Below are 21,992 nucleotides of genomic sequence, written 5' to 3'. Positions count from 1 at the left end.
ACAGCGATCTGGACAGCTGAACGACATTGTACGGCGTGACGGAATTTAACATAATATATATTATCGAATATTAGTCCATATCGCCCCCGTGGTATGTGCCGGAACATGCGGGTTGGCCCTGTTCGCTTCGGCCCATCGGCTGATAGCGTCGTCCGACGGTTCGGGGAAACCGAGCGGCATGGGAGACCGGAGCGATGGACGGAAGCGTTGCAGCCTTGTTGGCGCGGGCGCGGATTGGCGATTGCCTGGCGCGGCTTGCGCGCGGCGAAGATCGGCGTGACGCCGGCCTGATCCGGTCCTGCTGGTGGCCGGATGCGCGCTATGACTATGGCGTGCGGGCCGGCGATTTTGCCGACTATCTGGCGTGGGTAGTCCCCGGTTCCGACGCCATTGCCAACACCCAGCATATATTGGGCCAGAGCCATGTCGAACTGGCGGGCAGCAAGGCCAGGGCCGAAACACATGTCCTCTCCTATCATCGCGTCGACATGGGCGCGGGCGATCGGGACAAGGTGATCGGCGGGCGTTATCTGGATCTGCTGGAGGAACGTGGTGGGAACTGGCGCATCGCCACCCGGATCATGCTGTATGACTGGTGCTGCGACTGGGGCGAGGCGGCCGACTGGTCCAAGGGGCTGATGGGCCTCCCCTTCCCGGCAGATCGCCATGCGGGTGATGCCCGGCGCGACGCCAGTGTCGCCTTCTTCGCCCAAGGGCACGCCTGATGGGCCCGCTGTCGGGCAAGGTCGCGCTTGTCACCGGCGCGAGCCGGGGCATCGGCCGGGGCATCGCGCTGGTCCTCGCCGAGCAGGGGGGCACCGTCTATGTCACTGGCCGGACGGTCAATCCGGGTGATTATTATCTGCCGGGCACGGTCGGCGAAACCGCCCAGCAATGTACCGAGCGGGGACAGGCCAGCGGCGGTCGCGGCATCGCGGCGGTCTGCGACCATGGCGACGATGCGGCGGTTGCGGCTCTGTTCGAGCGGATCGAGGCGGAACAGGGGCGGCTAGACATATTGGTCAACAATGCCTTCCTGCTGTCGGACGATCTGATCGAACCCAAGCCCTTCTGGGAAAAGCCGCTGTCCAACCTGGAAATGTGGGATGTCGGCGTCCGCTCCAACTTTGTCGCCGCCTGGCATGCGGCGCGCATCATGGCGCCGCAGCGGTCGGGACTGATCGTTGCCATCTCGGGCTTCGCCGCCGTGACCTATACCTATGGCGTGGTGTTCGGCACCGCCAAGTCGGCGGTCGACCGCATGGCGCGGGACATGGCGATCGAGCTGGCGCCGCACAATGTCGCGTCGCTGACGCTGTGGCAGGGGCTGACCCTGACCGAGAAGGCGCGCGACAACCTCGCCAGGATGGGGGAACGGATGACGCAATCGATCACCAGCCAGCAAGGCAGCTCGGTCGAGCATCCCGGCCGGGTGATCGCGGCGCTGGCCGCAGACCCCGACATCATGCAGCGGTCGGGGGGCGAATATATCACCGCCGAACTGGCCCGGCATTATGGCATCGTCGACATTGACGGCGCCGTCATTCCGTCGGCGCGGGCGACCAGGGGCGCCCCCATCTGGGGCCCAATCGCAGGGGCCGGCCGTCATGGGCAATGAACTGGACACCCGGCTGGCCGGCCTGATCGACCGGCAGGCGATCGCGGACTGCCTTGCCCGCTTCTGCCGGGGCATGGACCGGTTCGATCGCGACGCCTATCTGTCCGCCTTTCATGCCGATGCGGAGATCGCGGCCGGTCCCTTCGTCGGCAGCGCGGCCGATTGCTGGGACTGGGCCATGCCCCTGCATGACCAGGCCCAGAGCCTGACCCATCACGTCCTGCTCCAGTCGAGCATCGACGTGGACGGCGACACGGCCCATGGCGAAACCTATTATCAGTTCATCGGCCGCAACCGCGACGACAGCGTCATCATGGCCGGGGGACGCTATATCGACCGCTTCGAGCGGCGCGACGGCGCATGGCGGATCGCGCTGCGGGTCAATGTCATCGAATGGTCGGTGATGCCTCCCGCCGTCGCCATTCCCTTCGCCGATGTGCCCGACATCGCCGCCAATGGCGTGTCGGCGCGCGGGCGGGAGGATCCCTCCTACCAGCGCCCGCTCGTCAATCGGCGGGCGCGGCAGCGGCCGGACGCGGCGCTATGACATCTCTGGCTTCCCCCCTGACCGAAAGCACGACCATGCGACGCACGACGCGGAGCGGATGGAATATCCGCTGGAACGAAGCGCTCGCCCAAGCGGCGCGAGCCGATGGCTGGTGGCGGGACGACACCTGCGCCGACGCGCTGCGCCGTGCCGCCATCGACACGCCCGACCGGATACTGGTGCAGGACGATATGGGCCAATTGTCCGCCGCCGTGCTGCTCGCTCAGGCCAGCGCCCTAGCCCGGTCGCTGCTGGCTCGCTTCGCCCCCGGCAGCGTCATTTCCTTCATGCTGCCCAACTGGCGGGAGGCGGCCGTCATCTACATGGGATCGACGCTGGCCGGCATGGTCGCCAACCCGATCCTGCCGTCGTTGCGCGACCATGACCTGCGCTTCATCCTGGCCGATGTGCGGAGCCGGATGATCTTCATTCCGGCGAGCTTCCGGGGGCATGACTATGCCGCGATGCTGGCGCGCGTGAGCGCCGATCTGGCAGAGCCGCCGGAGATCGTCGTTCTGCGCGGCGAACCCGGTGCGACCGGGGACTTCGAGGCGCTGCTGGATACGCCGGGCGGTGACACCCTGCCCGCACTGGACGCGGGCGACGTGCGGATGGTGATGTACACCAGCGGCACCACCGGCCAGCCCAAGGGGGTGCTCCACAGCCATAATTCGCTCAATGCGCTGATCCGGCAGATCGGCCGCCATTGGTTGGTGGAGCCAGGCGACCGTTTCCTCGTCCCCTCCCCGATCAGCCATATCGGCGGGTCCATTTATGCGTTCGAGATGCCTGTCATGCTCGGCACGACGGCGATATTGATGGAGAAATGGGACGGAGACGAGGCCGTTCGGCAGATGGTGCAGGGACGCTGCACCCATATGGCGGGGGCGACACCGTTCCTCCAGACGCTGTTGACGGCGGCCCGCGCGGCCGCCACCCGCCTGCCCCACCTCAAGCTGTTCATCTGTGGCGGCGCCTCGGTGCCGCCAGCTCTGATCCGCGATGCTGCGGACTATTTCGACAGGGCAATCGTCAGCCGCGTCTATGGCTCGACCGAAGTGCCGGTGACGACCATCGGCGTGGTCGACGCCACCGATCAGGCCCATGCGGCCGACACCGACGGCCGGCCCGGCATCGCGACCGTGCGCCTGTCGGCCGAGGGCGAGATTTGCGCGCGCGGGCCGCAGATGATGGTCGGCTATATCCATGCGGAGGACGAGGCGGACGCCTTCGATGCGGACGGCTTCTACCGGTCTGGGGACCAGGGCGCCTGGGTCGATGGCGATCATCTGGTGGTGACCGGGCGGATCAAGGATCTGATCATCCGCAACGGCGAGAATATCTCGCCCAAGGAGATAGAGGATCTGCTGGCCGGCCATCCCGACATCGCCGACATCGCGATCGTGGGCATCCCCGATCCGCGCACCGGCGAACGCGCCGTCGCCGTGGTCGTGCCGCAGGCGGGGGCGACGCCAGACTTCGCGGCAATCAGCGACTTCCTGGCGGGCCATGGGGTGGCGCGGTTCAAATATCCCGAAGCGGTAACGCTGTGGGATGCCCTGCCCAAGAACGACGCAGGAAAGGTGCTGAAGCACGCCATCCGCGCGTCGTTGACGACGGGCTGAGGCGCTTCAGCACCGACGAGGCGCGTCAGAGGCCCCGCGCCGCGCGCTCGCAGCTGTAACGGATATGATCGACATGGCCGTCCAGCCCGAAGATGAGTGGATTGGCGCTGTCGAAGATGCCGTCCTGCTGCGCGGCGACATCCTCGATCGTCCAGCCCGGCCGGTAGACGCCCCGGCTTTCGCCGATGAAGGCGCGGGCGACCCGCCCGGCAATCGACACCAGCATCTCGCCGCTGACGGGGCAGCTTTCATGCGCCAGCCAGCCGACGACGGGTGCGACAAGGTCCGGACCCATGGGCGGATAGGCCGACACGTCGATGCCCTCGGCCATGCGCGTGACCGCGCCGGGGACGATGATGTTCGACTTGACGCCTTCCGCCGCACCCTCGATCGCGACGACATTGTTGAGGCCGATCATGCCGGCCTTGGCCATAGCATAGTTGACGACGCCCTGATTACCGTAAAGGCCGCCGATCGAGGAGGTCAGCACCACCCGGCCATAGCCCGCCGCGCACATGCGGGGAAAGGCGGGCCGCACGACATGGAAGGCCCCGCGCAGATGGACGTCGAGCACCGCGTCGAAATCCTCCTGGCTCAAGTCCTTGAGCGAGCCGTATCGCACATTGCCTGCATTGTGGATGAGAATGTCGATCCGGCCAAATTGGTCGAGCGCGGCATCGATGATCGCCTGCCCCCCATGCGGTGTCGCGACAGACTCGGTGCAGGCCATGGCCTCACCCCCGGCAGCGCGGATCTCGCGGACCACCTCCTCGGCGGGGCCGACATCTCCGCCCTCTCCGCTCATCAGGCCGCCCGGATCGTTGACAATCACCCTGGCGCCGCGCTCGGCGAGCAGCAGCGCGTAGGCGCGCCCCAGACCGCGCCCCGCTCCCGTGATGACGGCCACGCGATCATCGAATCTCAACAGCGACATGGACAGTTCCTTGGCATGAATAGGTCCATGATCGGTGCGCTCCGGCGGGCGTGTCGGCAAGTCTCCCGCCAGCAGGCATCGCCCCCGCGTCATTTGCGGCCGGAGGGTCACTCCGCCCTGCGACTTTGGCTATGACCGCAGCATGACAGGAGAGGATTGGGAAGCGGGATGCAGGTAGCGATCATCACCGGGGCGGGCAGCGGCATCGGCCTATGTACGGCCAGGATGCTGCACGATGCCGGCATGGCGATCGTCGGCGTCGGGCGCGACCCCGGCAAGCTGGCGCAACTGGAGCAGGACATCGCCGACCCGTCGCGGCTGGCGACGCTGTCGGTCGATGTGACCGATGATGATGCGCCGGCGCGGATCGTAGCGCTGGCGCTGGAGCGGTTCGGGCGGATCGACTTCCTGATCAACAATGCCGGGGCGGGCAGCCCCAAGCCCCTGCACGAGACCGACGACGCGACACTCGACGCGTTCCTGAACCTGATGCTGCGCGCGCCCTTCCGCCTCTGTCGCGAAGTGATCGGCCATATGGGCGATGGCTGCGGCATCGTGAACGTCACCTCCACCTATGCGGTGGTCGGTGGCCGGCGCGGGGGCGCCTATTCGGCGTCGAAGGGCGGCCTCGACGCGCTGACCAAGCATATCGCCTGCGACTATGGCCCGCGCGGCATCCGCGCCAATTGCGTGGCGCCGGGCGTCACCATGACCGACATGGTGCGGCACCGGTTCGACGACGAGATGTTCAAGCGGGTGAATGTGGAGACGACGCCCTATCCGCGCCTGGGCGAGGTCGAGGATGTGGCGAGCACCATTGCCTTTCTCTGTTCTCCGGGCGCCGCATTCATCAACGGGCAGACGATCGTGGTCGATGGTGGCTGGACGTCGACCAAATATCTTTCGCCGCGTGCGCTCACCTCCACCTGGGTCGAGGCCGAATAGGGGGTGGCGCGGAGGCGGCGGTGGCGCCGTCTCCGGTCAGGCGAGCTGGGGTTCGCGTACCAGCATTGCGGCGAGCCGGCCGCTGATGATGTCCTCCGCCTCCGCCACGATCCGCGCGACCAGATCCTGGCAGGTCGGGATGTCGCGGATCAGCCCCTGCACCTGGCCGGCCCAGACCAGGCCGGCGTCGATGTCGCCGCTTTCGAGCGCCTGCCGCCCCTTGAGGCCCGACACGAGCGGCCGGATATCCTCGAATACCGCGCCATCGCGGGTGCTGATCTCCACCACCTGATCCGAGACGCTGTTCTTGGCGACGCGGCCGGTATTGTGGAACTTGCGGAAGATGAGGTTGGTCGAGCGCTCGTCATTGTCGACGAGGAACTGCTTGACCTTCTGGTGGATCGGCGCTTCCACCGTGGCGCAGAAGCGGGTGCCCATGTTGATGCCATCGGCGCCCAGCGCCAGCGCGGCGGCCAGGCCCCGGCCGTCGCCGAAACCGCCGCTGGCGATCATCGGGATGCTGAGCTGGTCGGCCGCTGCCGGAATGAGGATCAGGCCCGGAATATCATCCTCGCCCGGATGGCCCGCACATTCGAAACCATCGATGGAGATCGCGTCCACGCCCATCCGCTCGGCCGACAGCGCGTGGCGGACGGCAGTGCATTTGTGGATCACCTTGATCCCGTGTGCCTTGAAATCATCGACATGTTCCTGCGGCTTGTGGCCGGCGGTTTCGACGACGGTGATGCCGCTATCGATGATCGCCCGGCGATAGTCCGCATAAGGCGGCGGGCTGACCGAGGGCAGGATGGTGAGATTCACGCCGAAGGCCTTGTCGGTCATCGCCCGGCAGCGGTCGATTTCGCGACGCAGGTCGTCCGGCGTCGGCTGGGTGAGCGCGGTCAACATGCCCAGCCCGCCGGCATTGGAGACGGCGGCGGCCAGCTCGGCCCGGCCTACCCACATCATGCCGCCCTGGACGATCGGATGTTCGATCCCGACAAGATCGGTGAAGCGCGTCCGCATGGCCATCAGAGCGCCTCCACGATCGTGACGTTGGCGATGCCGCCGCCCTCGCACATGGTTTGCAGGCCATAGCGCTTGCCGCGCGCGCGCAGGGCGTGGATCATCGTCGCCATCAGCTTTGTGCCGCTGGCGCCGAGCGGATGGCCGAGCGCGATCGCGCCGCCATGGACGTTGAGCTTGTCCGGGTCCGCGCCGATCGCCTGGAGCCAGGCCATGGGGATGGCGGCGAAGGCCTCGTTGACCTCGAACAGGTCGATATCGTCCAGCTTCAGGCCTGCTCGCTCCAGCGCCCGGCGGGTGGCCGGGATCGGCTCCTCAAGCATGATGACCGGATCGCCCGCCGTTACCGTAAGATTGTGGATGCGCGCCAACGGGGTCAGGTTGAAGCGCTTGAGCGCCGCTTCGCTGGCCACCAGCACGGCTGACGCCCCGTCGGTCATCTGACTGGCGTTGCCTGCGGTGATGGTGCCGCCTTCGGCCAATGTCTTGAGGCCGGCCAGCGCCTCCATCGAGCTGTCGGCGCGCACGCCCTCATCCTGGACGAAGGGCCCCTGAAGTGTTTCGACCGGCACGATTTCCCGATCGAAGGCACCAGCAGCGATCGCGGCGGCGGCCTTGTGATGGCTGCGCATGGCGAAGCCGTCCATATCCTCGCGGGTGAAGCCATATTTGTCGGCGATCGCCTGGGCACCATGGAACTGGCTGAATTCCGCGATGCCGAAGCGCTGCTGGATGCTGTGAGGCCATGGCCCATCGCCCATGCCGGCCTGGGCATGAAGGGTGAAGTTCGACATCATCGGCACGCGGGTCATGCTTTCGGCCCCTGCGGCAACCACCAGGTCCTGCGTGCCGGACATGACCGCCTGCGCCGCGAAATGCAGAGCCTGTTGCGACGAGCCGCACTGCCTGTCGATGGTGACGGCAGGAACGCTCTGCGGCAGTTTCGATGCGAGGACGACATTGCGGCCGAAGGCGAAGGCTTGCTCCCCCGCCTGGGTGACGCAGCCCAGGATCACATCGTCGATCGCGGCAGGATCGACGCCGGTGCGATCGACCAGCGCATTGAGCACGACCGCGCCGATGTCGGCCGGATGGGAGCCGGCCAGCGCACCCTTGCGCTTGCCGCCGGGCGTGCGGACGGCTTCGACGATATAGGCTTGTGCCATGGATCAAACTCCCCTGAAATCGGGCCTGCGCTTTTCCAGCAGCGCGGCCAGCCCCTCTTCGCTTTCGGTCGCGGCGCCCGCTGTCGCCATGGACCGCAATTCCCGGTCGAGCTGGGTTTCAAGGCCCGTCTCGAAACTGTCGTAGAGCAACGCGCGGGCGGCGCTGAGCGCGCGCACCGGCCCGTCGGCCAGCGCCGTGGCCACGCGCAATCCTTCATCCGTCAGCGCGTCATCATCGACCATGCGGGTGATGAGGCCAATGGCTTCGGCCTCGTCCGCCTTGATGCGGCGGTTGGTCAGGATGATCTCCTGCGCCTTGCGCAACCCGACGAGACGCGGCAGGAGCCAGCTGAGGCCGCCATCTGCCGTCAGGCCGATCGCGCCATAGGCGGCGGTGAAATGCGCCGACCGGGCAGCAACGACCACGTCGCCGAGCAGCGCCAGGCTGAAGCCGGCGCCAGCCGCCGGCCCGTTGACCATGGTGACCAGCGGTTTGGACCCGCGAACGAGACGTTGGATTGCGGCATGGAGGGTGGCGATAAGTTCGCTCAGCACTTCAGGGCGGCGATCGCCCGCCCCGGCGAGCAGCGGGAGATCGCCGCCCGCGCAGAAGAGGCGGCCATTGCCGGTAATCAGGATGCAGCGCACCGCGGGATCATTCTCGCACCGGATCGCCGCCGCCAGCATCGCCTGCGCCAGCGGCAGGGTGATGGCATTGCCCGCGTCCGGCCGGTCGAGCGTGATCCGGGCGATGCCGTCCTCGACCGTAAAGGCGATGCCCGCCCCGCTCACCGGGGCGCCATGCGGATGGCGCCGTCGAGACGGATGACTTCCCCGTTGAGCATGGGATTGCGGACGATGGATTCGACCAGCTGCGCATATTCAGCCGGCTTGCCAAGACGGCTGGGGTGCGGCACCTGCGCGCCCAGCGCATCCTGCACATTCTGGGGAAATGCCTCCAGCATGGGGGTGAGGAAAATGCCGGGCGCGATCGTCATGACGCGGATCTTGTGCTGGGCGAGGTCGCGGGCCACCGGCAGGGTCATGCCGACCACGCCGCCCTTAGACGCCGAATAGGCGGCCTGGCCGATCTGGCCGTCAAAGGCCGCGACCGAAGCGGTGTTGACGATGACGCCGCGCTCCCCGTCCAGTTCGTCGGCCGCCGCCGCGCGGGCGGCGAATTTGGAGATGACGTTGAAGGTGCCGACCAGATTGACCGCGATCGTCCTGGCGAAGCTGTCGAGCGGATGAGCAACATTCTCCTTCCCCACCGTCTTGACCGCCGGTGCGATGCCAGCGCAGTTGACGAGGATGCGGGGGACGCCATGGGCCTGCTCGGCGGCGTCGAGGCCGGCGGCGACGCTGGCGTCATCCGCGACGTTGACGGCGACATGGACGCCTCCGATCTCGGCGGCCACGGACTTGCCCGCTTCCTCGTTCAGGTCGAAGATCGTAACCTTCGCGCCGTTGGCGGCCAGCATCTGCGCCGTCGCCTTGCCCAGGCCCGAAGCACCGCCGGTAACGATGGCGGCCAGTCCCTTGATGTCCATGTTCTTTCCCTCTCCGAAATCAGACGAGTTCGACCGCCATGGCCGTCGCCTCGCCGCCGCCGATGCAGAGGCTGGCAACGCCGCGCTTGAGCCCCCGATGCTCCAGCGCGCCGATCAGCGTCGCCAGGATGCGGGCGCCCGATGCGCCGATCGGATGGCCGAGCGCTGTCGCGCCGCCGTTCACGTTCAGCTTGTCCGCCGGGATGTCCAGTTCGCGGGCGGCGATCATGGCGACGACGGCGAAGGCTTCGTTCACCTCGAATAGATCGACATCCTCGACCGACCAGCCTGCCTTTTCCAACAGCTTGCGCATGGCAGGGACGGGTGCGGTGGTGAATTTCGCAGGTTCATGGGCATGGGCGGCCGTGGCGACGACGCGGGCGACGACCGGCAGGCCCAGCCTGTCTGCCACGCTCTGCCGCGTCATCACCAGGGCGGCGGCGCCGTCGGAGATGGAGGAGGCGTTGGCGGCGGTGATGGTGCCGTCCTTGACGAAGGCGGGCTTGAGCGAAGGTATCTTGTCCGGCCGCGCCTTGCCGGGCTGCTCATCGGTGTCGATCACACTGTCGCCGCCCCGGCCCGACACCGTCACCGGCACGATTTCGCGTGCGAAGGCGCCCGAGGCGATCGCTTCATTGGCGCGGGCGAGCGAGCGGATGGCATAGTCGTCCTGGTCGCCGCGCGTGAACTGATAGTCGCGCACTGCCTCCTCGGCGAAGACACCCATCGCCTTGCCGGGTTCATAGGCGTCCTCCAGACCGTCCATCATCATCGTGTCGATGATCCTGTCATGGCCGATCCGCGCGCCGGCGCGGTGCTTGGGCAGGGCATAGGGGGCGTTTGTCATGCTTTCCATGCCGCCCGCTACGACCAGGTCGGCGGTTCCGGCGACGAGCGCCTCGTGCGCCATGATCGCCGCCTGCATCCCCGATCCGCACATCTTGTTGACGGTGGTCGCTTGCGTGTTGAGGCCAAGGCCCGCACCCAGCGCCGCCTGGCGCGCAGGCGCCTGACCAAGGCCCGCAGGCAGGACGCAGCCCATATAGATGCGGTCGATCGCGTCGGCGGCGACCCCGGCGCGCGCGACCGCCGCCTTCACCGCCGCCGCGCCCAGATCGGTGGCCTTGAGCGGCGAGAGCACGCCCTGGAACCCGCCCATGGGGGTGCGGGCATAGCCCGCGATGACGACCGGATCATGTTCCATGATGGATTCCCTTCAAAGACTGCGCGCGATGACCATGCGCTGGATGTCGGATGTGCCCTCGTAAATCTGGCAGACGCGCACATCGCGGTAGATTTTGGCGACGCCATATTCCTCCAGATAGCCATAGCCGCCCAGCGTCTGGAGCGCGCCGGACACGATTGCCTCGGCGCTTTCGGAGGCGAAGAGCTTGGCCATGGACGCCTGGGTCAGGGCGGGTTGCCCTGCATCCTTGAGCACGGCGGCGGAGAGGACGAGTTGCCGCGCAGCCTCCAGCCGGGTGGCGAGGTCGGCGAGGCGGAAGCCGACCGCCTGATGATCGATGATCGCCTTGCCCATCGAGCGGCGATCCCTTGCATAGCCGACCGCGATCTCCAGCGCGGCCTGCGCCATGCCGACGCATTGCGCGGCGATGCCGATCCGCCCCGTCTCCAGATTGGCGAGTGCGATGCGATAGCCCTGCCCCGGCTCCCCGATCAGCAGGTCGTCCTCGACGAACAGATCGTCGAAGCGCAGGGCACAGGTGTCCGACGCGCCCTGCCCCATCTTGTGCTCGACCTTGTCGACAACATAGCCGGGACGGTCGGTGGGGACGAGGAAGGCGGACAGCCCCTTCTTGCCGGCCTGCGGGTCGGTGACAGCAATGACCATGGTGAGGCCGCCGATCCGGCCCGAGGTGATGAACTGCTTGGAACCGTTGAGGCGCCAGCCCCCTTCCACCTTCTCCGCCCGAGTGCGGATCGCGGCGGCGTCCGACCCGGCGTCGGCTTCGGTCAGGGCGAAGGCGCCGATGGTCCGGCCGGCGATCAGGTCGGGCAGGAAGCGCCGTTGTTGCGCGGGGCTGCCGTCCTTGAGCAGGCCGCCGACCATGATGCTGTTCTGGATCGACACGATCGTAGAGAGCGCGCCGTCGGCCGCCGCGATCTCCATCAGCGCGAGCGCATAGGACACCGAATCCGCCTCCGCCCCGCCAAAGGATTCCGGTGCGGTCATGCCCCACAGGCCCAGCCCGCCCATCTCCTCGAACAGGGCGGGCGGATAGCCGCCCTCCGCCTCGAATCCGGCGCTGTGGGGGCGGATCCGATCCTGCGCAAATCCTCTCACCATGTCCCGGATCGACAGCTGAATTTCGGTCAGCATAAACTCACTCGTCGTTTATATACTGATGAGTAGATTGCTTATGGCCGCGTTTTTTGTCAAGAGGAGGGCGAAGGAGTTTTCATTGTCCACCGCGTCCGCTTCGCAAGCCCCCTCCCCCTTTCGCACACGCGCCGAAAAGATCCGGGACCGCGAGGAAAAGCGCGAGGCGGTGCTGCGGGCGGCGGTGCGGATGTTCAATGCGCGCGGCTATCACGCAACCTCCCTGGACGATGTGGCGGCGTCGCTGGGGATCAGCAAACCGACCATCTATCATTATCTTGGCAACAAGGAGCAGGTGCTGATCGAGTGTGTGACGCGCGGGCTGGAGCCGCTGCGCCTCGCGGCGGAAGCAGCCAGGCACGAGCCGGGCAGCGGCCTTGACCGGCTGCGCAAGTTCCTGCGTCATTATGCGCAGATCAACATGGATGATTTCGGCCGTTGCGTGGTTCGCACCGGCGATGAGTCCCTCTCGCCCGATGGCGCGGCGCTGTTCCGCGCGGGGAAACGCGACATCGACCTGGCGCTGCGCGGGTTGATCGAGGCGGGAGTCGCTGACGGATCGATCGCGCCGGTCGACGTGAAGATGGCGGCCTTCGCCCTGGCGGGCGCGCTCAACTGGCCGGCCCGCTGGCATGATCCGGCTGGGCCGATGACTGTCGACGCCATCGCCGATGCGCTGGTCGACACGCTGATCGGCGGACTCGCGCCCCGGCCGTAGCCGGGACGCGTCGCCCGTCATCCCATGGTCGGGATGACGAAGCTCTGGTCGACCACAGCGCCGCCCGAGGGCCAGCGCTGGGTGATCTTCTTGGTGCGGGTGTAGAAGCGCACGCCGTCCATGCCATATTGATCCAGGTCGCCGAAGCCCGACCGCTTCCAGCCGCCGAAGCTGTGATAGGCGACCGGCACCGGGATCGGCACGTTGATGCCGACCATGCCGACCTCCACTTGGGCCGCGAACTTGCGTGCATAGTCGCCGTTGCGGGTGAAGATGGCGACGCCGTTGCCATATTGATGGTTGGTGGGGTAGCTGAGCGCTTCCTCGAACGTATCGGCGCGCAGGATCTGAAGCACGGGGCCGAAAATCTCCTCCTGATAGCTTTTCATCTGCGGTGTCACGCGGTCGATCAGCGTGGGCGCAAGGAAGAAGCCCTGCTCATAGCCCTGGAGCGAGAAGCCGCGGCCGTCGACGACGATCTCCGCGCCCTCATCGGCCGCCATCTGGATGTAGTTTTCGATCCGCGCCTTATGCTGGGCGGTGACGACGGGACCATAATGGGCATCGGGATCGGTCGAGATGCCGACGCGCAACCCCTCGATCGCCGTCACCAGCTTGGCGCGCAATATCTCTGCCGTCGCTTCGCCCACCGGGGTCACGACCGGCAGCGCCATGCAGCGTTCGCCCGCGCTGCCATAGGCCGCGCCGATGATGTCGGCCACCGCCTGGTCCATGTCCGCGTCCGGCAGGATGATGCCGTGATTCTTGGCGCCGCCCATGCACTGCACCCGCTTGCCGTTCTGCGCGCCCCGGCCATAGACATAGTTGGCGATGTCGGACGAGCCGACGAAGCTGACCGCCTTGATGTCCGGATGGTCCAGGATGGCGTCGACAATCTCCTTGTCGCCATGGAGGACATTGAGGATGCCCGCCGGCAGGCCGGCCTCCATCGCCAGTTCCGCGAGCCGGACTGGCACCGACGGATCGCGTTCGGACGGCTTGAGGATGAAGGCGTTGCCGCAGGCGATGGCCGGCGCGGCCATCCAGAGCGGGATCATCGCCGGGAAGTTGAACGGCGTGATACCCGCCGCGATGCCGATCGGCTGGCGCATCGACCAGACGTCGATGCCCGGCCCTGCGCCTTCGCTATATTCGCCCTTCAGCAGATGGGGGATGCCGCAGGCGAACTCCACCACTTCCAGGCCCCGCTGGATGTCGCCCTTCGAGTCGGCCACGACCTTGCCATGTTCGGACGAGAGAAGATGGGCGAGATCGTCCATATTTTGTTCGATCAATTCCTTGAACCGGAACATGACGCGCGCCCGACGCTGCGGGTTCATGGCGGCCCAGGCCGGCTGAGCGGCGCGGGCGGAGTCCACCGCCTGTTGCAGATCGACGGCGCGCGCCAACCGTACCTGCGCCTGAACCGCCCCGGTAGAAGGGTCCAGTACGTCCGCCGCGCGACCGCCCGAAAGCGCCAGTTGTTCCCCATGGATGAAATGATTGACCGTCCGCATGACACTCTCCTCACACCAATTCGCTGCGGCGGGACTAGACGATCCTGATTGGTGATTATACGGTAATCAACCCACAATCATTGTGTAGAAATACATATGCTGAACCCGGATGACCTGCGCCTGTTCCTGACCATCCTGCGGGAAGGCAACATGCTGGCGGCGGCCCGCCGGGTCGGGATGGACCATAGCACGGTAGCGCGAAGGATCGGCCAGCTGGAGACGGCGCTGGCCGTGCGCCTGTTCGATCGGTCGCCGCGCGGGGTGACGCCGACGCAGGCCGCCTTCGCGCTGCAACCCCATGCCGAACGGATCGAAAGCGAGCTGCTGGCCGCCGCCGCCAGCGTGCGCGATCGCGACCGGGCGGTCGACGGCACGGTGCGGCTGGCGACGCCAGAGGCCTTCGCCAGCCATTTGCTGGCCCCCAGGGCCGCCCAGCTGCGGGACCGGCATCCGGGGCTGGTGCTGGAGTTGGCGTCGGAAAGCCGGACGAACAGCCTGTCGCGGCGAGAGGCCGACATGGCGGTGATGCTGAAGCCGCCGCCGCGCGGCCGGCTGGTGACGCGGAAGCTGGCCGATTACCAGCTGGGCCTGTTCGCCTCGCGCGCCTATCTGGACCGGCATGGCGCGCCCGAGACGCGGGCGCAGCTCTACGACCATGTTTTCATTTCCTATATCGAGGAACTGGCCGGCTTCCCGGAGATGATCGCGCTCAATCAGTTGCTGCCCGGCGCCACCATCGGCTTTCGCGCCAGTTCGAGCGCCGCGCAACAGGCCGCCGCCGCCGCGGGCCTCGGCCTTGCCTTCCTGCATGTTTTCGCTGCCAAGGATGACGATCGGCTGGTGCAGCTGATGCCCGACGAAATGCAGTTGTCGCGCAGCTACTGGCTGGTGATGCACGCCGATCTTCAGCGCCTGCCGCGCGTGCGGGCGGTCGCCGATTTCATCGGGGAGGTTGTTCGCGCGGCGCGCGATCGCCTCTGAATAGGGGTCAGAGCGCGCGCGGGAGGAGAGAGAGAAGCTGGTCGCTGACTGCCGAAACAACCGGACTGGCATCGTCCTCCGGCTGGCAGCCGGAAGAACGCAAGACACCCATCATCGCGCTGGAATAAACGGCAGCCAGCAGATCGAAGGCCTCGCCCCGCAGGGCCACGCGATCGACCAGCGCCTGGCGGCTGGTGATGCCGCGCAGATAGCGCAACTGCAAAGTCAGCGCCGCATCGGTGCGGCCGCGTGCGACGGCCAGGATGAGTTCATCGATCGCGCGCAACTGGAGCCGTGCCGGCAGGTCTGAAACCGGCGCGACCGACGGCCCGTCCCTGTCCGACATCTCCTCCCGCTCGCTGGTCAGGCTGCGATAGACCTCGCCATAGGCGAGGCGCAGCAGATCGTCTGTTCGCCGGCAATTGTGCGAAACGACGCCCAGCGTCAGGCCGGTCGCCGCCGCCACGGCGCGATGGGTGATCGCGCCCACGCCCCCGTCGGCGAGCAGCGCCGCCGCGGCGCGCGCGATGTCGAGACGCAGGCCGTCAGGCTTGTCCAACCCGCCCGAACCAATGGCGCGCGCCATCAGCGACCGTCGCCATGGGGCGTGGCGGGGCAGTTCGCCCATCAGCCAACCCACCCAGGCCGCCGCCATTTCATCCAGGCTGGCGCGGTCGGCCGCACGGTTCCAGCGCATCAGGTGCAGGCCGCTTTCTCCATCGAAAAAATGGCGGCACAGTTCGGCCTTGTCCGCCATGTCGAAGTGCGCGCAGACCTGTTGCCAGAAATGCCGCCATACCGCGTCCCAGCGTTCGCTGAGGGTAGCGAAGCGCGCGGATCGTCCGGCCAGCATCTGGCATTCGCGCCAGGCGAAGGCGGTCATGCGCTCCTGGGTGCAGAAATCGTCGATCAGCGCGGCGAGTACTGGGCCCAGCGCATCGGCGGAAGGTGCATCGGCGCCGCACGCCTCGTCCAGCATGGCCAGTTTGGCGTCGCACCATGACTGGCCCATCGCCACAGCACGCTCTTGCGCGGCTTCATACAATCGTTCAATATCATCGAAGTGATAATAGAGAGCGGATGGACTGAAGCCGGCAGCGCTGCCGATGCTGCGCGCGGACATCTCCCCCGTCCCGCGCTCCATCCAGATGGCCAGGACCGTGTCGACCAGCAGTTGCGCCTTCATCGAAAGGCCGGAAAATTCGGAATTTGTCGCTGACATCCTGGCAGTCGCTTTGTTGGGGCTGATGCAAATCTACCAGATCATTCGCCACCGCCAACCCCCGCCGGTTGCACAAAACTGCAACTGTCCCGTCACTCCTGTTACATACAGACGTTCTAACCGCGCCCCGACTCACCATGACATCGGGGGAATATATGACGGTTCACAGGTCGCAGCGGACGCAGGTTCGCATCATGATGTTCGCAGGCGCGGCGTTGCTGGCGCTGGCGGCGACGAGCAGGGCTGAGGCGCAGCAGATGGCAACGCCCGCCGCCATGGAGGAAGATGCGTTTGACGGCGAGGCGATCGTCGTCACCGGTTCGATCGCGACGGCGCAGGCCGCCTCGGTCGAACTCAAGCGCAAGGCCGACAATCTGATCGACATCGTGGCGGCGGATTCGGTCGGCCGTTTCGCCGACCAGAACAGCGCCGCCGCCCTGTCACGACTCCCCGCCGTCGCTGTGCAGCGTGACCAGGGTCAGGAACGCTATATCCAGGTGCGCGGCGCGCCGAACCGCTGGACATCGGTCAGCATCGACGGCGTGCCTATGATCGGCGTCGATGAAGGCGGCACGACCCGCGCCTATCGGTTCGACGCGGTGCCCGCCGTGCTGCTGAGCGCGATGGCAGTGAACAAGTCGCTGACGTCGAACCTCCAGGCCGAGGCGATCGTCGCCAATATCGACCTGCGCACCTATTCGCCGCTGGCCAAGACCGGCTTCGACCTGCAGGGCGATGTCGGCTACGGCTTCATGGAGCTGGGTGACAAGGACCAGCGCCAGGCGTCGCTGCGCGCCAGCTGGTCCGACGGTACGTTCGGCGTCGTGGTCGGCGGATCGCATTATCGCCGAAAGCAGACGACCGACAATCGCGAGGTGGGCGCCTATGACGCCAAGGGGCCGACCGAGTTCGACATCCGCTCCTACCAGCTGGAGCGCGAGAATAATGGGCTGTTCGGCGCGATCGAATATGAGCCGGTCGAGGGGCAGCGCTTCTTCATCCGCTCCATCTACACCGAATTCAAGGATGACGAGCAGCGCAACCAGTATGAGTTCGACCTGGACAGCAGCAGCGCGATCGGTACGCGCGGCTTTGCCAGCGGCGACCTGGTCGGCGTGCCGGTCGTGTCGACCTTCAACTATGGCGAATATCGCACCCGCAACTATATCAACACGATCGGCGGCGAATATGAGAGCGAGGACGGGCTGAAGGCGTCGGTCAACCTCAACTATACCCGCACGGAAAATACCACTTACCTGCCGCTGACCCAGCTGCGCACGTCGGGCAATGCGTCGCCCTCGATCCATTATGACGCCAGCGATCCGCGTTTTCCGATCATCAGCCTCTACAGCACAGTCGGCACCGGTGCGAGCCGCACGCGCGGCGCGTCGCTGACCGCCATCGACCAGACGACGGTCAGCTCCAGCGGCATCGTCATTCCGGGGATGCAGGACACATTCTCCGACAGCTACACGGTGAAGGCCGACTTTTCCAAGGCGCTGGGCGCCGCCACCTTGTCAGGCGGCTTCCTCTACGCCGATCGGGACATCAGCGGCTTCACCTTCGCCACGTCGAACATCGTCTCGCTCGCCAGCGGCGCGAGCGTGGGCCAGCCCTTCAATATCGGCAAATATGTGACCAGCAAGCCGTGGGATACGAATTTCCCGCTCGGTTTCAGCTTCAACCAGATCGACAATGTCGCGATGCGCCGCGACGTCGACTCGCTGCTCGCGGCGTTGCAGGCCGCCGGCCTCTATGATCCGGCCAAGAATGTGCCCGCCGCCAACCGCTACCGCCTGAATGAAAAGACGCTGGCCGGCTATGTCATGGGCAAGGTCGAGTTCGAAGGCGGGCAGGTGGTCGCGGGCGTGCGCGTCGAACATTTCCGACTGGACAATGTCGGTACCGCCGTCACCGCGGCGGGCACCGTGCCGCTCTCCGCGCAACAGAGCTACACCGACTTCTTCCCCAGCATCAACGCCCGCTTCGACCTGACCCCGGACCTGGTATTCCGCATCGCCGGCCAGCGCGGCATCGCGCGCCCCTCCTTCGGCGAGATTCGCGTCGGCAGCTCCATCAACGACACCAATTCGCCCGGCACGATTTCCGGCGGCAATCCCGATCTGAAGCCCGAATATACCTGGGGCGTGGATGCCAGCCTGGAATATTATCTGTCCGGCGGCGGGCTGGCTTCGGTCTCGGCCTTCCATCGCTGGGTCGACAATGTTCTCTACCAGAACCAGCAGGCGGTGGGCAGCGACCTGTATGACAGCAACGGTGTCGACCGGTCCGGCTATCTGCTGACTTCGACCTTCAACGGGACGAGCGGCAGGCTCTATGGCGTCGAGTTCAATTATCAGCAGCAGTTCAGCTTCCTGCCGTCGCCGCTGGACGGCTTTGGCGTGCAGGGCAATATCGCGCTGCTGGGCGGTCATTTCGACACGTCGACGGCGAAGAAACTGCCCTTCCAGGGGCTGTCCGACACCGTGCTCAATGGCTCCTTCTACTATGAGAAATATGGCCTGTCGGCGCGCGTCAGCTATCAGTGGCGCAGCGACTGGCTCGACACGCTGGGCGGCCTGGGCAGCGGCGAATATCGCAAGGGCTATGACAATCTGGACGTGTCGGTCCGCTATGCGGTCAATGACAATCTGACTCTGTTCGCCGACGCCACCAACCTCACCGACGCCATCTACATGGCTTATGAGGATGATGAGTCCAAACCCACCGAAGTCGAACAGGTCGGCCGCCGCTACATGTTCGGCATCCGCTTCGCGCTCTGAACCAGAAGGACCAATGTGATGCGCTTTTTCCGTTGTTTACCGCTTCTGGCGATCGGGTTGGCCATGGCGGTTCCCGCCTTCGGCCAGTCCCAGGCCGCGCCCGTTCCTGCCATCGCGATGCCCGCGCACGACCGGCTTCTGCCACTGGAGGGCGGGCAGAATTTCCGGGATCTGGGCGGCTATCGCACCGCCGATGGGCGGGTGGTGAAATGGGACAGGATCTACCGGTCGGGCGCAATGTCGCGCCTGACCGAAAAGGACTTCGCCTGGCTCGCCGCGCATGACCTCAAGACGGTGGTAGACTTTCGCGACACCCGCGAACGCACCGCCGAGCCGGTGAACTGGCCCGCGACAGCAAAGCCGACCGTGCTGTCGCGCGACTATGCGATGGAGCATGGCATGTTCATGAACGCCTTGCTCAAGCCCGACCAGACCGGTGAGGAAGTAAGCAAGGTGATGGCCACGCTCTATCGGGACATCCCCAACCTGTTCGCCGACCAGTATCGCACGCTGTTCGAGCAGCTGCTCGCGACCGACGGGGCGGTGGCGTTCAACTGCTCGGCGGGCAAGGACCGAACGGGGGTCGCCGCCGCCATCCTGCTGTCGGTGCTGGGCGTCGATCGGGAAACGGTGATCCAGGACTATCTTCTGTCCAACGCCCATTTCCGGCCGCAGGCGATGAAGGCGGATGATCCCAACATGGCCATGTTCCGCAAGCTGCCGCCAGAGGCGGTCAAGGCGTTGATGGGCGTCGACCGCCATTATATCGAGGCCGCCTTCGCCACGATGGAAGCCTATCCCGGCGGCATGAAAGGCTATTATCGCGAGAAGCTGGGCCTGGACGATGTGAAGATCGCCAGCCTGCGGGCGAAATATCTGACCAGGGCCGGTGCCTGATCCGGCCTTCCGGGCGGGCGGGGCGTCATGCCCCGCCCGCTCCGTTTCATTGCGCCGGTGCCTGCACCGGAATGGCGAAGGACAAATGCGGCGGCTGGTTGTAGGCGCTGTTCTGCCAGGCGATGCCGAGCCGATAGACCGGATCGTGCATCAGCGTGGCGAGGCGGATCGCGGTCGGCCAGGGCGTGGTGTAGAGGCGCAACTCGCTGCTGTCGCTACTGCGCACCAGCAGTTCCTCGCGCCAGTCGCCGACGATGTCAGCCGACAGGGCCGGGTTCTGCTTGGTGCCGTTGTTGGATCCCACGGCGTCGGGCGTCAGCAGGGGTAGTTCCCGGCTCGCCCGCCAGTCCCATTTGCCGATGCGCGTGCCATCCAGCAGCTCGCGCAGGCCATCGCCGTCCCACCAGATGGCGAAATTGGCCGCGCGGGGATGGCCGCCAGGGATGACATTGCCCTTCGCATCCCAGAGGTCGGGCGAATTGGAGGCCCATGCTTCGGCGCCGGGGTGGCGCGGATCGATGTCCACGGCGATGCCGCGTCCGGTGTCGCGATCGGCCGGCTTGGTCCAGAGCCGTTCCCCGGTCCGCGCGTCGAGCATGGCGGCCCCGATATTGCCGTTGCTACGCATATCCTCATGCACGCCGAATTTCTCCAGGCCGGGGCGAGCGGGATCGAGGTCCGACACATGCATGGCGTCGCCATGGAAGAGACGCGCCGACCATAGCCCCCGGCCATCGTCATCCACGACCATCGATCCGTAGAAGATTTCGTCGCGGCCATCGCCGTCGACATCCGCCACCGACATCTGGTGATTGCCCTGCCCGCCATAGTCGCCATTACCCGGAACGGCGCTGTCGAACAGCCAGCGCTGCGTCAGCTTGCCGTCGCGCCAATCCCAGGCGGCGATGGTAGAGCGGCCATAATAGCCGCGCGCGAAGATCAGGCTGGCGCGCTGCCCGTCGAGCATGGCGACGCTCGCGAGATAGCGTTCCGATCGGTTGCCATAGGCATCGCCCCAGCTGGCGCTCATCTCCTCGGCCGCCGGGTTGTCGCCGCTGGGCCCACGCGAGGGAGCATAGGGCGCGGTGGCGAGCGCCTTTCCGGTCATCCCGTCGAACAGGGTCAGATATTCCGGGCCGCGCAGTATCCGCCCTTTGAGCCGCGCCACCTTGCGTCCGTCCGGGAGCACGGTCGCCCCGGTGCGATCGGCCTGCGGCGCTTCCCCATCATGCTCGCGCCAGTCCGCGCTGGCGTCGCCGATCGTCTTGCCCGCGCCGTCGATCGTGCCGTCGGCGGTCTTCATTGCCACCTCTGCGCGGCCATCGCCATCCAGGTCGAACACCATGAACTGCGTATAATGCGCGCCCGAGCGGATGTTGCGGCCAAGGTCGATCCGCCATAGCCGCTTGCCGTCGAGCGTATAGGCGTCCAGCAGCGTCTCGCCCGTATAGCCGCCAAAGGCATTGTCCTTGGCGATCGACGGATACCATTTGACGATGATTTCATAACGGCCATCGCCGTCAAGATCGCCCACGCTCGCATCATTGGCGGTATAGCTGTAGCGCTCGCCGTCTGGCGTCATCCGGTCTGCCGGCCGGTCGAGCGGGACAGGAAGATAGCCCGTGGCCCAGGGCGTAGCAGTCGCCACTGTCCGACCAGTCGCATCACGTAGGCTGTAGCGGCTCTGCGCGGTACCGGCGGGATCGGTGACGCTGCTCGCATCCTTCGCGCCGATGCGCTTGATAAGCCTGCCGTCGCGCAGCAGAGTGAAGCGCAGATCGGCCGCATCAGTGCGGAGAAGGCGCCAACTGACATGAATTCCCTGCCCCGCCGCCAGCGGGACGGCCACGAGGGCGCGATCGAGCCGCTCCATGTGGCGCGCAGCGGGCGCCGCCGCCTGGATCGCCGCGGTTCCCAGCAAAAGTCCCGCCATGCCGCCCAAACCTGCCAACGCATCTGCCAACCGCATAGCCGCTCCTCTCTCCTCTTTGGTGGCAGCTATAGATCGAGTACATGGACGCAGCAATAGCGTTCCATATTTACATATATCATCCCGCATTATGGGATATATATGACCTTCCCAGGCCGGGGACTGGCGATTAGGCTGGCCATAGCCATAAGA

At 66.2% G+C, this 21,992-nt stretch carries 19 protein-coding genes; 9 read left to right on the top strand and 10 right to left on the bottom strand.

Annotated features, from left to right (window positions below):
* Window positions 1-194: 194 nt before the first annotated feature.
* The 4 genes from K3M67_RS17030 to K3M67_RS17015 are packed head-to-tail and all read left to right on the top strand — an operon-like array spanning window position 195 to window position 3,790.
* Window positions 195-725, top strand: coding sequence for a nuclear transport factor 2 family protein (locus tag K3M67_RS17030; protein ID WP_066859024.1), 531 nt, complete (start codon window positions 195-197; stop codon window positions 723-725).
* Window positions 725-1,618, top strand: a complete 894-nt coding sequence (locus tag K3M67_RS17025) for an SDR family NAD(P)-dependent oxidoreductase (RefSeq protein WP_285833537.1) — start codon at window positions 725-727, stop codon at window positions 1,616-1,618. Before K3M67_RS17030 ends, K3M67_RS17025 begins: the two co-directional genes overlap by 1 nt.
* A complete protein-coding gene (locus K3M67_RS17020) occupies window positions 1,608-2,165 on the top strand; it encodes a nuclear transport factor 2 family protein (RefSeq protein ID WP_285833536.1) in 558 nt (185 codons plus the stop codon). The genes K3M67_RS17025 and K3M67_RS17020 overlap by 11 nt, the downstream gene beginning before the upstream one ends.
* Before the next feature lie 35 nt (window positions 2,166-2,200).
* Window positions 2,201-3,790, top strand: coding sequence for an AMP-binding protein (locus K3M67_RS17015; RefSeq protein WP_285833535.1), 1,590 nt, complete (start codon window positions 2,201-2,203; stop codon window positions 3,788-3,790).
* Between the two features lie 25 nt (window positions 3,791-3,815).
* On the opposite strand, the gene K3M67_RS17010 is transcribed toward K3M67_RS17015, so the two are convergent.
* On the bottom strand, window positions 3,816-4,724 hold the full coding sequence (locus K3M67_RS17010; RefSeq protein ID WP_285833534.1) for an SDR family NAD(P)-dependent oxidoreductase: 909 nt from the start codon (window positions 4,722-4,724) through the stop codon (window positions 3,816-3,818).
* A 168-nt stretch (window positions 4,725-4,892) separates the two neighbouring features.
* Between K3M67_RS17010 and K3M67_RS17005 the strand changes: the two genes are divergently transcribed.
* Window positions 4,893-5,669, top strand: a complete 777-nt coding sequence (locus tag K3M67_RS17005) for an SDR family NAD(P)-dependent oxidoreductase (RefSeq protein WP_066859020.1) — start codon at window positions 4,893-4,895, stop codon at window positions 5,667-5,669.
* A 36-nt stretch (window positions 5,670-5,705) separates the two neighbouring features.
* Here K3M67_RS17005 and K3M67_RS17000 read toward each other — a convergent pair whose 3' ends face one another.
* The 6 genes from K3M67_RS17000 to K3M67_RS16975 are packed head-to-tail and all read right to left on the bottom strand — an operon-like array spanning window position 5,706 to window position 11,752.
* Window positions 5,706-6,701 (bottom strand): NAD(P)H-dependent flavin oxidoreductase, encoded by a 996-nt coding sequence (locus tag K3M67_RS17000; RefSeq protein ID WP_285833533.1) that lies wholly within the window; start codon window positions 6,699-6,701, stop codon window positions 5,706-5,708.
* Window positions 6,701-7,861 carry an acetyl-CoA C-acetyltransferase gene (locus K3M67_RS16995; protein ID WP_285833532.1) on the bottom strand — a complete coding sequence of 387 codons (1,161 nt, stop codon included), beginning with the start codon at window positions 7,859-7,861 and terminating at the stop codon, window positions 6,701-6,703. The genes K3M67_RS17000 and K3M67_RS16995 overlap by 1 nt, the downstream gene beginning before the upstream one ends.
* 3 nt (window positions 7,862-7,864) lie before the next feature.
* The gene (locus tag K3M67_RS16990) at window positions 7,865-8,653 is read right to left on the bottom strand and encodes an enoyl-CoA hydratase/isomerase family protein (protein WP_285833531.1); all 789 of its coding nucleotides are present in this window, start codon (window positions 8,651-8,653) and stop codon (window positions 7,865-7,867) included.
* On the bottom strand, window positions 8,650-9,411 hold the full coding sequence (locus K3M67_RS16985) for an SDR family NAD(P)-dependent oxidoreductase (protein ID WP_285833530.1): 762 nt from the start codon (window positions 9,409-9,411) through the stop codon (window positions 8,650-8,652). The genes K3M67_RS16990 and K3M67_RS16985 overlap by 4 nt, the downstream gene beginning before the upstream one ends.
* 19 nt (window positions 9,412-9,430) lie before the next feature.
* Window positions 9,431-10,615, bottom strand: coding sequence for an acetyl-CoA C-acyltransferase (locus tag K3M67_RS16980; RefSeq protein ID WP_066859015.1), 1,185 nt, complete (start codon window positions 10,613-10,615; stop codon window positions 9,431-9,433).
* Between the two features lie 12 nt (window positions 10,616-10,627).
* The gene (locus K3M67_RS16975; RefSeq protein ID WP_285833529.1) at window positions 10,628-11,752 is read right to left on the bottom strand and encodes an acyl-CoA dehydrogenase family protein; all 1,125 of its coding nucleotides are present in this window, start codon (window positions 11,750-11,752) and stop codon (window positions 10,628-10,630) included.
* Between the two features lie 82 nt (window positions 11,753-11,834).
* Here K3M67_RS16975 and K3M67_RS16970 point away from each other — a divergent pair, with 82 nt between their 5' ends.
* Entirely contained in the window at window positions 11,835-12,470 is a 636-nt protein-coding gene (locus K3M67_RS16970; RefSeq protein WP_285833528.1) for a TetR/AcrR family transcriptional regulator, read from the top strand.
* A 17-nt stretch (window positions 12,471-12,487) separates the two neighbouring features.
* On the opposite strand, the gene K3M67_RS16965 is transcribed toward K3M67_RS16970, so the two are convergent.
* On the bottom strand, window positions 12,488-13,987 hold the full coding sequence (locus tag K3M67_RS16965) for a CoA-acylating methylmalonate-semialdehyde dehydrogenase (RefSeq protein WP_285833527.1): 1,500 nt from the start codon (window positions 13,985-13,987) through the stop codon (window positions 12,488-12,490).
* A 96-nt stretch (window positions 13,988-14,083) separates the two neighbouring features.
* Between K3M67_RS16965 and K3M67_RS16960 the strand changes: the two genes are divergently transcribed.
* A complete protein-coding gene (locus tag K3M67_RS16960; protein ID WP_285833526.1) occupies window positions 14,084-14,968 on the top strand; it encodes a LysR family transcriptional regulator in 885 nt (294 codons plus the stop codon).
* A 7-nt stretch (window positions 14,969-14,975) separates the two neighbouring features.
* Here K3M67_RS16960 and K3M67_RS16955 read toward each other — a convergent pair whose 3' ends face one another.
* The gene (locus K3M67_RS16955; protein WP_285833525.1) at window positions 14,976-16,190 is read right to left on the bottom strand and encodes a TetR family transcriptional regulator; all 1,215 of its coding nucleotides are present in this window, start codon (window positions 16,188-16,190) and stop codon (window positions 14,976-14,978) included.
* Between the two features lie 194 nt (window positions 16,191-16,384).
* Between K3M67_RS16955 and K3M67_RS16950 the strand changes: the two genes are divergently transcribed.
* Window positions 16,385-18,973, top strand: a complete 2,589-nt coding sequence (locus tag K3M67_RS16950; protein WP_285833524.1) for a TonB-dependent receptor — start codon at window positions 16,385-16,387, stop codon at window positions 18,971-18,973.
* 18 nt (window positions 18,974-18,991) lie between these two features.
* Complete coding sequence (locus K3M67_RS16945; protein ID WP_285833523.1) at window positions 18,992-19,870, top strand: tyrosine-protein phosphatase; 879 nt, start codon at window positions 18,992-18,994, stop codon at window positions 19,868-19,870.
* 46 nt (window positions 19,871-19,916) lie between these two features.
* Here the strand turns inward: K3M67_RS16945 and K3M67_RS16940 are convergent, their stop codons facing one another.
* Window positions 19,917-21,839 (bottom strand): rhamnogalacturonan lyase, encoded by a 1,923-nt coding sequence (locus tag K3M67_RS16940; protein ID WP_502958917.1) that lies wholly within the window; start codon window positions 21,837-21,839, stop codon window positions 19,917-19,919.
* Between the last annotated feature and the right edge of the window lie 153 nt (window positions 21,840-21,992).

The organism is Sphingobium sp. V4, from assembly GCF_029590555.1.
Classification (GTDB): Bacteria; Pseudomonadota; Alphaproteobacteria; order Sphingomonadales; family Sphingomonadaceae; genus Sphingobium.
The sequence above is the reverse complement of the archived record's forward strand: the minus strand, read 5'-3'. Positions and strand labels throughout refer to the sequence as shown.

What these genes read in the sequence shown, in the direction of transcription:
- K3M67_RS17030 (WP_066859024.1), top strand. Translation starts at nt 195, where the DNA reads ATGGACGGAAGCGTTGCAGCCTTGTTGGCGCGGGCGCGGATTGGCGAT.
- K3M67_RS17025 (WP_285833537.1), top strand. Translation starts at nt 725, where the DNA reads ATGGGCCCGCTGTCGGGCAAGGTCGCGCTTGTCACCGGCGCGAGCCGG.
- K3M67_RS17020 (WP_285833536.1), top strand. Translation starts at nt 1,608, where the DNA reads ATGGGCAATGAACTGGACACCCGGCTGGCCGGCCTGATCGACCGGCAG.
- K3M67_RS17015 (WP_285833535.1), top strand. Translation starts at nt 2,201, where the DNA reads ATGCGACGCACGACGCGGAGCGGATGGAATATCCGCTGGAACGAAGCG.
- K3M67_RS17010 (WP_285833534.1), bottom strand. Translation starts at nt 4,724, where the DNA reads ATGTCGCTGTTGAGATTCGATGATCGCGTGGCCGTCATCACGGGAGCG.
- K3M67_RS17005 (WP_066859020.1), top strand. Translation starts at nt 4,893, where the DNA reads ATGCAGGTAGCGATCATCACCGGGGCGGGCAGCGGCATCGGCCTATGT.
- K3M67_RS17000 (WP_285833533.1), bottom strand. Translation starts at nt 6,701, where the DNA reads ATGGCCATGCGGACGCGCTTCACCGATCTTGTCGGGATCGAACATCCG.
- K3M67_RS16995 (WP_285833532.1), bottom strand. Translation starts at nt 7,861, where the DNA reads ATGGCACAAGCCTATATCGTCGAAGCCGTCCGCACGCCCGGCGGCAAG.
- K3M67_RS16985 (WP_285833530.1), bottom strand. Translation starts at nt 9,411, where the DNA reads ATGGACATCAAGGGACTGGCCGCCATCGTTACCGGCGGTGCTTCGGGC.
- K3M67_RS16980 (WP_066859015.1), bottom strand. Translation starts at nt 10,615, where the DNA reads ATGGAACATGATCCGGTCGTCATCGCGGGCTATGCCCGCACCCCCATG.
- K3M67_RS16975 (WP_285833529.1), bottom strand. Translation starts at nt 11,752, where the DNA reads ATGCTGACCGAAATTCAGCTGTCGATCCGGGACATGGTGAGAGGATTT.
- K3M67_RS16965 (WP_285833527.1), bottom strand. Translation starts at nt 13,987, where the DNA reads ATGCGGACGGTCAATCATTTCATCCATGGGGAACAACTGGCGCTTTCG.
- K3M67_RS16960 (WP_285833526.1), top strand. Translation starts at nt 14,084, where the DNA reads ATGCTGAACCCGGATGACCTGCGCCTGTTCCTGACCATCCTGCGGGAA.
- K3M67_RS16955 (WP_285833525.1), bottom strand. Translation starts at nt 16,190, where the DNA reads ATGTCAGCGACAAATTCCGAATTTTCCGGCCTTTCGATGAAGGCGCAA.
- K3M67_RS16950 (WP_285833524.1), top strand. Translation starts at nt 16,385, where the DNA reads ATGATGTTCGCAGGCGCGGCGTTGCTGGCGCTGGCGGCGACGAGCAGG.
- K3M67_RS16945 (WP_285833523.1), top strand. Translation starts at nt 18,992, where the DNA reads ATGCGCTTTTTCCGTTGTTTACCGCTTCTGGCGATCGGGTTGGCCATG.
- K3M67_RS16940 (WP_502958917.1), bottom strand. Translation starts at nt 21,839, where the DNA reads ATGCGGTTGGCAGATGCGTTGGCAGGTTTGGGCGGCATGGCGGGACTT.